7 protein-coding genes are annotated in these 7,675 nt (G+C 62.8%); 6 read left to right on the top strand and 1 reads right to left on the bottom strand.

Annotated features, from left to right (window positions below):
• Positions 1 to 130 precede the first annotated feature (130 nt).
• Positions 131 to 1,504, top strand: a complete 1,374-nt coding sequence (locus tag NUV89_RS25680; protein ID WP_257783522.1) for an amino acid permease — start codon at positions 131 to 133, stop codon at positions 1,502 to 1,504.
• Here NUV89_RS25680 and NUV89_RS25675 read toward each other — a convergent pair.
• Complete coding sequence (locus NUV89_RS25675) at positions 1,450 to 2,346, bottom strand: LysR substrate-binding domain-containing protein (RefSeq protein WP_257783521.1); 897 nt, start codon at positions 2,344 to 2,346, stop codon at positions 1,450 to 1,452. The genes NUV89_RS25680 and NUV89_RS25675 overlap by 55 nt on opposite strands.
• Before the next feature lie 199 nt (positions 2,347 to 2,545).
• Here NUV89_RS25675 and NUV89_RS25670 point away from each other — a divergent pair, with 199 nt between their 5' ends.
• From NUV89_RS25670 to NUV89_RS25650, 5 genes are all read left to right on the top strand, one after another.
• Positions 2,546 to 3,310, top strand: a complete 765-nt coding sequence (locus NUV89_RS25670; protein ID WP_257783520.1) for a sulfite exporter TauE/SafE family protein — start codon at positions 2,546 to 2,548, stop codon at positions 3,308 to 3,310.
• A gap of 118 nt (positions 3,311 to 3,428) precedes the next feature.
• A complete protein-coding gene (locus tag NUV89_RS25665; protein ID WP_257783519.1) occupies positions 3,429 to 4,019 on the top strand; it encodes an NAD(P)H-dependent oxidoreductase in 591 nt (196 codons plus the stop codon).
• A gap of 30 nt (positions 4,020 to 4,049) precedes the next feature.
• Entirely contained in the window at positions 4,050 to 4,946 is an 897-nt protein-coding gene (locus tag NUV89_RS25660) for a LysR family transcriptional regulator (RefSeq protein ID WP_257783518.1), read from the top strand.
• A gap of 103 nt (positions 4,947 to 5,049) precedes the next feature.
• Positions 5,050 to 5,943 carry an NAD-dependent epimerase/dehydratase family protein gene (locus tag NUV89_RS25655; protein ID WP_257783517.1) on the top strand — a complete coding sequence of 298 codons (894 nt, stop codon included), beginning with the start codon at positions 5,050 to 5,052 and terminating at the stop codon, positions 5,941 to 5,943.
• A 194-nt stretch (positions 5,944 to 6,137) separates the two neighbouring features.
• Positions 6,138 to 7,583, top strand: coding sequence for a SulP family inorganic anion transporter (locus NUV89_RS25650; RefSeq protein ID WP_257783516.1), 1,446 nt, complete (start codon positions 6,138 to 6,140; stop codon positions 7,581 to 7,583).
• The last annotated feature ends 92 nt before the right edge of the window (positions 7,584 to 7,675 follow it).

Here is a 7,675-nt window from a genome sequence, read left to right as displayed (position 1 = left end):
TCAGCAATACATGTGCAAGCTGACCCACCGCTTTCGCGAGCAAGCCCGCTCCCACAGAAGTCCACTTTCACAGGGGATCTGTGACAACCGCCTAAAACAGTGCAATCACAATAATAAAGGGGCACACCACGTGACCACGCCAGACACCGGCTTTGCAGAAATCACCCAACGCGAACTGGGCCTCAGGCGCCAGCTCACTTCCGGCCAGATGAGCATGATCGCCATCGGCGGCGCCATCGGTACCGGGCTGTTCATGGGCAGCGCCTATGCCATCGGTTACGCCGGGCCCAGCGTGCTGGTGAGCTACGCCATCGGCGCGTTGATTACCTTGCTGTTGATGGGCTGCCTGGCGGAGATGACGGTGGCCCATTCCACCTCCGGCTCCTTCGGCGCGTATGCCGAGTTCTATATCAGCCCGCTGGCCGGGTTCCTGGTGCGTTACGCCTACTGGGCGGCGATTGTGCTGGCGGTGGGCGCCGAGGTCACGGCAGTGGCGATGTACATGAAGTACTGGTTCGCCAACGTGCCGGAGTGGGTGTGGATCGTGTCGTTTTCCAGCGTGCTGATCCTGCTCAACGCCATCAGCGTGAAGACCTTCGGCAACTTCGAATACTGGTTCTCGACGATCAAGATCAGCGCCATCGTTGGTTTCATCATTCTGGCGGTGTATGTGGTGTTCGGTTCCGGCAACCCGGAATACGGCGTGCAGAACTACACGGCCCACGACGGCTTTTTCCCCCACGGCCTGAGCGGCATGTGGATGGCGGTGATCGTGTCGATCTTCAGCTACCTGAGCGTGGAGATGATCGCCGTAGCGGCCGGTGAAGCGGCCGACCCGGAGCAGGCGGTGAAAAAAGCCTTCCGCGCCACCATTGTGCGGCTGGTGGTGTTTTACCTGCTGACCCTGGCGCTGATGCTCGCCATCGTGCCGTGGAACCAGGCCGGGCAGACCCAGAGCCCGTTCGTCACGGTGATGCAGACCATCGGCATTCCCGGTGCCACCGGGGTGATGAACTTCGTGATCCTGATCGCAGCGCTGTCGGCGATGTTCAGCCTGTCCCGCGCCGGCTTTGCGCCCAAGTCCATGGGCGCGTTGAGCAAGAGCGGCATCCCGTTGAACGCGCTGTTGCTGTCCAGCTCGGGCATTGCCCTGGCGACCCTGCTCAACGTGGTATACCCGGAAAGCTCGTTCACCCTGATGATGGCCATCTCGATGTTTGGCGCGATCTTCACCTGGTTCATGATCTTTCTCACGCACCTGTTCTTCCGGCGCTATCGCAAGCGTCATGGCGGGCCGAAGCTGTCGTTCCAGCTGCGCCTGTTTCCCTATAGCACGCTGTTGGGCCTGGTGCTGATGGGCGCGGTGATGATTACCACGTACTTCACCGAGGCGTTCAAGATGACCCTGGTGTTTGGCGTGCCGTTCCTGCTGATTCTGTCGGCGGTGTATTACGGGTTCTTCCGCAAGGGCCGGGCCAAGGCGGCAGACAAGGCTCTGGCGTAGCCGGGCAGTTGTTCGAACGCGCGTGCGCAGAGCAGCAGCTTGCGACGGGCCCAGGCCTCATTGAGCGGCTGGGCCTTGAAGCGCTGCGCCGCCGGCCACCGCTGCAGGGCGGCCTGGGGCACGATGCCCAGGCCGACGCCGCCGGCGACCATGCGGATTACCCCATCAAACCCCTCGGCGCGAATCCGGGTTTGCAGGCGAAACCCGGCGTGCAACGCCTGTTCCTCCAGGTACACCGCCAACGCGCTGCTGGCCGCCAAGCCGACGTAGTCGTGTTGCAGGCTGTCGATAAAACTCACGCTGCCCGTGGCCAGGGGATGGTCCAGCGGCAGGATCAACACCAGTGGGTCGTCGCGAAAGGGCTGGGTTTGCAAGCCGTGGGTGTCGACGGCGTCGGAAATGATCCCGAGGTCTGCCGTGCCCTGGCGCAATGCCTGGGTGATGCGCAGGCTGGGCAGCTCTTGCAGGTCGATATCGAGGTTGGGGTGTTCGCGCAGAAAATCCGCCAGCAACTCCGGCAGGTATTCGCTGAGGGCGGTGGTGTTGCACAGCAGGCGCACCTGGCCTTTGCTGCCGTTGGCGTATTCGGCCAGGTCCTGTTGCAGGTGCTCGGCCTGTTGCAGCAGCAGGCGGGCATGGCGGGCGAGGGCAATGCCGGCGGCGGTCGGGGTGACGCCACGGCGACCGCGTTCAAGGAATTCGATGCCCAGCGAAGCTTCCATGGCGCGGATGCGTGCGCTGGCGGCGGCCAGGGATAGATAGCTGCGGGCCGCGCCGGCGGTGATGTTGCCGGTGTCGAGGATGTGCAGGTAGAGGCGCAGGTCGATCAGGTCAAAGTGCATGGCTGGGGTTCTCGGGTGACTGGGCTGGCCTCTTCGCGAGCAAGCCCGCTCCCACATTCGACCGCATTCTCATGTTGGAACTCGGTCAAGTGTGGGAGCGGGCTTGCTCCCGAAGGCGGCATCAGCCTCACATAAAACAAGAGGCTGCCTCAGTATATGGCGAATTCCCAACCCCGCCCCAACCCCACACAATCGCCCCATGAATACCTTCCTCGCGTTCTACCAAGACATCGGCCCCGCCCTGACCCTGCTGGTGTTCGGCACCTTCCTGCTGGCCGGCACGGTCAAGGGCGTGATCGGCCTGGGCCTGCCCACCGTCGCCATGGGCCTGCTCGGCCTGGCTATGCTGCCGGCGCAGGCTGCGGCGCTGCTGATTATTCCCTCGACGGTCACCAATCTCTGGCAACTGGCATTCGGCGGCCACTTGAGCGCCTTGCTCAAACGCCTGTGGCCGATGCTGTTGCTGATCTCTCTCGGCACCGGGCTCGGCACGGTGTGGCTGGGGATGGACGGCGGCCGTTGGGTCGTTCACGCATTGGGCGGGGCATTGCTGGTGTATGCGTTGAGTGGGTTGTTCTTGCCCACGTTCAAGGTCAAGCCCGCCAATGAGCGCTGGCTGGGCCCGCTGTGTGGCGTGATTACCGGCGTTATCACCTCGGCCACCGGTGTGTTTGTGATTCCTGCGGTGCCGTATCTGCAGGCGCTGGGTTTGAACCGCGATCAGTTGGTGCAGGCGCTGGGGCTTTCATTCACGGTATCGACCCTGGCGTTGGCCGCCGGGCTTGCCTGGCGCGGTACGTTGGGCGGTGGTGAGATCAACGCCTCACTGCTGGCGTTGGCGCCCGCGCTGCTGGGCATGTGGCTCGGCCAAGTGGTGCGCCAGCGCATCAGTGCGTTGCTGTTCAAGCGCGTGTTTTTTATCGGCATGGCGCTGTTGGGCGCTCATCTGCTGATCGGTGGTTAACAATCGCCAAGGTATTCGTGCATTTCAGTCAAATGTATTTTGCCGCGCCGCCGCTTATTCCAGATGGCCAAGGTCGATAGTCTGCGTCCAGACATTTTCAACCTCTGGACACCCTCCCATGAAAAAAGTACTCCTGCTCAACGGCGGCAAACAGTTCGCCCACTCCGATGGCCGCTACAACACCACTCTGCATGACACCGCCCTGGCCGTGCTGGACCGTGGCGGTATCGACGTCAAGGTCACCCATATCGACGCCGGCTACGACGTCGCTGAAGAAGTCGCCAAGTTTCTCTGGGCCGACGTAATCATCTACCAAATGCCCGGCTGGTGGATGGGCGCGCCGTGGATCGTGAAGAAGTACATCGACGAAGTCTTCACCGAAGGCCACGGCAGCCTGTACGCCAGTGATGGCCGCACCCGTTCCGATGCCTCGCAGAAATACGGCAGCGGCGGCCTGATCCACGGCAAGCAGTACATGCTGTCGCTGACCTGGAACGCACCGCAGCAAGCCTTCGACGACCCGAGCGACTTCTTTGAAGCCAAGGGCGTGGACGCCGTGTACTTCCCGTTCCACAAGGCCAACGAGTTCCTTGGCATGACCGCCTTGCCAACCTTCCTCTGCGTGGACGTGATGAAACGCCCGGCCATCGAAGCCGACGTGGCGCGCTACGAGCAGCATCTGGCGCAGGTGTTCAACCTCTCGGTGTAAGCTGCGGCGAACCGATAACGAGGACCGCCCGTGAAAGCCCGATCCGACGAGCTACAAATCTTTGTCAGCGTGATTGAGTGCGGCTCGATTTCCGCCGCGGCGGAGCAGGTCGGGCAGACGCCGTCGGCGATCAGCCGCACGCTGTCGCGCCTGGAGGCCAAGCTCGACACCACGCTGATTAACCGCACCACGCGCCGCATGGACCTGACCGAAGAGGGCAAATACTTCTTCGAGCAGGCCAAGGTGATCCTGGCGCAGATGGAGGAGCTGGAAGAGCGCCTGTCGTCGCGCCAGAAAAACCCGGCCGGGCGCCTGCGCATCAATGCGGCGGTGCCGTTCATGCTGCATGGGATTGTGCCGTACATCGCCGAGTTTCGCCGTTTGTACCCGCAAATCCAGCTGGAGCTGAACAGCGATGACTTGATTATCGACCTGCTGGAACAGAGCACTGACATTGCGATCCGTATCGGTGTGCTGGCCGATTCCACCCTGCATGCCCGTTCCCTTGGCTGTACGCCGCTGCATATCCTCGCCAGCCCCGATTACCTCGCGCAGTTCGGCGCGCCGACCACGGTGGCTGAGCTGGCCGACCACACCCTGCTCGGCTTCACCCAGACCGAAACCCTCAACCACTGGCCGCTGCGCCACGTGGAAGGCGACCGCTGGCTGATCCAGCCGGGCATTGCCGCGTCCAGCGGCGAAACCCTGCGCCAGTTGGCGTTGGAGGGGCAGGGCATTTGCTGCCTGTCGAACTTCATGACCAGCGCCGACATCGACGCCGGCCGCCTGGTGCCGGTGCTGGAGGCGTTCAACAGCGGTTATCGCCAGCCGATCCACGCGGTGTATTACCGCAACTCGCAGTTGGCGCTGCGCATCCAGTGTTTCCTCGACTTTATCCAGACCAAACTGGCGCGGTATGCCTGCTGATTCGTGACCGCCGCGCAAGAGTGAATTGGGCGGCAGGGGCTTATTCGTCAAGGATCGGCCGTTGATACTGGGCCCATCACTTACCCCGTCAGGAGCACCTTCCATGAACGTATTCGTTACCGGCGCCGCCGGTTTTATCGGCGGTTCCATTGCCACTGGCCTGGTCAAGGCTGGCCACACCGTCACCGGCCTGGTGCGCAGCGCCGAGCAAGCGGCGGAAATGACCGCCTTGGGCATCACCCCGGTGATCGGCAGCCTGGACGACGCGGCCGTATTGACCGAGCAGGCGCAGAAGGCTGACGCGGTAATCAACGCCGCCAGTAGCGACCATCGCGCGGCCGTGGAAACCTTGCTGGCGGCGCTGAAAGGGTCGAACAAGCCGTTCCTGCACACCAGCGGGTCGAGCATCGTCGGTGATGCATCGGGCGGTAAAGCCAGCGATGTCATCTACTTCGAAGACAACTTGCCGGAACCGACGGTGGACAAAGCCGCCCGCGTGGCCATCGACAACCTGATCCTCGCCGCCGCGAACGACGGCGTGAATTCGGCGGTGATCTGCAACACCCTGATCTACGGCCACAGCCTGGGCGTGCAGCGTGACAGCGTGCAGTTGCCACGTTTGCTCAAGCAGGCGCGCAAGAGTGGGGTGGTGCGCCATGTGGGAACGGGGCAGAACATCTGGTCCAACGTGCATATTGAAGATGTGGTGGCGCTGTATTTGCTGGCGCTGACCAAGAATGTGCCGGGCACGTTCTATTTCGTCGAAAGCAGCGAGGCGTCGTTTATCGACATGACCACGGCGATTGCCAAAGCCTTGGGCCTGGGGCAACCACAGGATTGGCCGTTGGCCGAGGCTGAGGCCGAGTGGGGTTATGAAATGGCCAACTATGGTTTGGGTTCCAACAGCCGGGTGCGCGGGAAGCGGGCGCGGGAGGTGTTGGGGTGGGTGCCGAAGCGGACTTCGGTGGTTGAGTGGATTCGTCGCGAGATGGTTTGATGTTCGCTTGATACCGAGGTGCTGCCTTCGCGAGCAAGCCCGCTCCCACACTTGACCGAGTTCCAGCTCTGGAATGCAGTCAGTGTGGGAGCGGGCTTGCTCGCGAAGGGCGCGACGCGGTCTTCCAGACTAGCCCCACCCCGCTCAATTCCGTACCATCCCCCGCCTTATCCCCCGCATTACCCTGGTACCCCATGAACCTCACCCGTCTGCGCGCCGATGCCCTGGCCGGCCTCACCACGTCTTTTGCGCTGCTGCCCGAATGCATCGCCTTTGCCCTGGTGGCCCACCTCAACCCGCTGATGGGGCTCTACGGCGCCTTTATCATCTGCACCCTCGCCGCGCTGTTCGGTGGCCGGCCCGGCATGGTCTCGGGTGCGGCGGGCTCGATGGCGGTGGTGATCGTCGCCTTGGTGGTGCAACACGGTGTGGACTACCTGCTGGCCACGGTGCTGCTGGGCGGGCTTATCATGATCGCGTTCGGCCTGTTGCGCCTGGGCAAGCTGGTGCGCATGGTGCCGCACCCGGTGATGCTCGGGTTTGTGAATGGTCTGGCGATCATCATTGCGCTGGCGCAACTTGAGCACTTCAAGAGCGGTGAACACTGGCTCAGCGGCACGCCGTTGTACGTGATGATCGGCCTGGTGCTGGTGACCATGGCCATTGTCTACCTGTTGCCGCGCATCACCCGTGCGGTGCCGCCGGCGCTGGTGGCGATCCTCGGTGTCGGCCTGGCGGTGTACCTGCTCGGCCTGCCGACTCGCACGTTGGGCGACATGGCCCACATCGCCGGCGGCCTGCCCACCTTCGCCCTGCCGCAAATCCCCTGGACCCTGGAAACCCTCGGCATCATCGCGCCGTATGCGTTCTTGATGGCGATGGTCGGCCTGCTGGAAACCCTGCTGACCCTCAACCTCACCGACGAAATCACCGAGACCCGTGGCTACCCCGACCGCGAAAGCGTGGCCTTGGGTGCGGCGAATATGGTCTCTGGTGTGTTTGGCGGCATGGGCGGTTGCGCGATGATCGGGCAAACCGTGATTAACCTCAGTTCCGGTGGGCGCGGGCGTTTCTCCGGGGTGTTTGCCGGGGTGATGATCCTGTTGTTCATCTTGTTTCTGTCGCCGTTTATCGAGCGGATTCCGCTGGCGGCGCTGGTGGGGGTGATGTTCGTGGTGTCCCAGCAGACCTTCGCCTGGGCTTCCTTGCGGGTGGTGAACAAGGTGCCGCTCAACGACGTGCTGGTGATTATCGCGGTGACGGTGATTACGGTATTCACCGACCTGGCCACGGCAGTGTTGTGCGGGATTGTGATTGCGGCGCTGAACTTCGCCTGGCAGCAGGCGCGGGAGCTGTATGCCGATGAGCACCTGGAGGCCGATGGCAGCAAGCTCTATCGCCTGCACGGCACGTTGTTCTTTGCCTCGACCACACCGTTTCTGAACCAGTTCGACCCGGCCAACGACCCGGCCCAGGTGACGCTGGATTGCCGGCACCTGAGCTTTGTCGATTATTCAGCGATTGCCGCGCTGATGACCCTGCGCGAGCGCTACGCCAAGGCCGGCAAGCATCTGCGGGTGCTGCATTTGTCGGAGCGCTGCAAGAAGCTGCTCAAGCGCGCCAAGGTTCATCACGACTGATTGAGTGGCGAGCTGGAATACGTGTGGCGAGGGAGCTTGCTCCCGCTGGGCTGCGGAGCGGCCCCAAAAGCTTGGGAGCGCTGCGCACTTGT

The sequence above is a fragment of the Pseudomonas sp. 18.1.10 genome (genome assembly GCF_024655625.1).
Classification (GTDB): Bacteria; Pseudomonadota; Gammaproteobacteria; order Pseudomonadales; family Pseudomonadaceae; genus Aquipseudomonas.
Note: the sequence above shows the minus strand (reverse complement) of the source record. Positions and strands in the feature narration are given on the sequence as shown.